The 1,571-nt window shown below is 55.8% G+C and carries 1 rRNA gene; it reads left to right on the top strand.

The features are described from left to right. The first annotated feature begins 29 nt into the window (after nucleotides 1–29). Nucleotides 30–1,554: ribosomal RNA gene (locus tag WFG93_RS13890) — 16S ribosomal RNA — on the top strand. Nucleotides 1,555–1,571 lie beyond the last annotated feature (17 nt).

The raw sequence follows: 1,571 nt of genomic DNA, 5'->3' as shown, positions 1-1,571 counted from the left end.
CGTTTTCCCGGTTGTGTATGCATTTCTTTTTTACGGAGAGTTTGATCCTGGCTCAGGATGAACGCTGGCGGCGTGCTTAACACATGCAAGTCGAACGATGAAGCCCAGCTTGCTGGGTGGATTAGTGGCGAACGGGTGAGTAACACGTGAGCAACCTGCCCCTGACTCTGGGATAAGCGCTGGAAACGGCGTCTAATACTGGATATGTCCCGTCACCGCATGGTGTGCGGGTGGAAAGATTTTTCGGTTGGGGATGGGCTCGCGGCCTATCAGCTTGTTGGTGAGGTAATGGCTCACCAAGGCGTCGACGGGTAGCCGGCCTGAGAGGGTGACCGGCCACACTGGGACTGAGACACGGCCCAGACTCCTACGGGAGGCAGCAGTGGGGAATATTGCACAATGGGCGCAAGCCTGATGCAGCAACGCCGCGTGAGGGATGACGGCCTTCGGGTTGTAAACCTCTTTTAGCAGGGAAGAAGCGAGAGTGACGGTACCTGCAGAAAAAGCACCGGCTAACTACGTGCCAGCAGCCGCGGTAATACGTAGGGTGCAAGCGTTATCCGGAATTATTGGGCGTAAAGAGCTCGTAGGCGGTCTGTCGCGTCTGCTGTGAAATTCCGAGGCTCAACCTCGGGCTTGCAGTGGGTACGGGCAGACTAGAGTGCGGTAGGGGAGATTGGAATTCCTGGTGTAGCGGTGGAATGCGCAGATATCAGGAGGAACACCGATGGCGAAGGCAGATCTCTGGGCCGTAACTGACGCTGAGGAGCGAAAGGGTGGGGAGCAAACAGGCTTAGATACCCTGGTAGTCCACCCCGTAAACGTTGGGAACTAGTTGTGGGGTCCTTTCCACGGATTCCGTGACGCAGCTAACGCATTAAGTTCCCCGCCTGGGGAGTACGGCCGCAAGGCTAAAACTCAAAGGAATTGACGGGGACCCGCACAAGCGGCGGAGCATGCGGATTAATTCGATGCAACGCGAAGAACCTTACCAAGGCTTGACATACACGAGAACGGGCCAGAAATGGTCAACTCTTTGGACACTCGTGAACAGGTGGTGCATGGTTGTCGTCAGCTCGTGTCGTGAGATGTTGGGTTAAGTCCCGCAACGAGCGCAACCCTCGTTCTATGTTGCCAGCACGTAATGGTGGGAACTCATGGGATACTGCCGGGGTCAACTCGGAGGAAGGTGGGGATGACGTCAAATCATCATGCCCCTTATGTCTTGGGCTTCACGCATGCTACAATGGCCGGTACAATGGGCTGCGATACCGTAAGGTGGAGCGAATCCCAAAAAGCCGGTCCCAGTTCGGATTGAGGTCTGCAACTCGACCTCATGAAGTCGGAGTCGCTAGTAATCGCAGATCAGCAACGCTGCGGTGAATACGTTCCCGGGTCTTGTACACACCGCCCGTCAAGTCATGAAAGTCGGTAACACCTGAAGCCGGTGGCCTAACCCCTTGTGGGAGGGAGCTGTCGAAGGTGGGATCGGTAATTAGGACTAAGTCGTAACAAGGTAGCCGTACCGGAAGGTGCGGCTGGATCACCTCCTTTCTAAGGAGCATCTGACA

Origin of the sequence: Microbacterium sp. USHLN186, assembly GCF_037145155.1 — a bacterium.
Taxonomy (GTDB): Bacteria; Actinomycetota; Actinomycetes; order Actinomycetales; family Microbacteriaceae; genus Microbacterium.
This window is presented reverse-complemented; position numbering and strand designations above follow the sequence as displayed.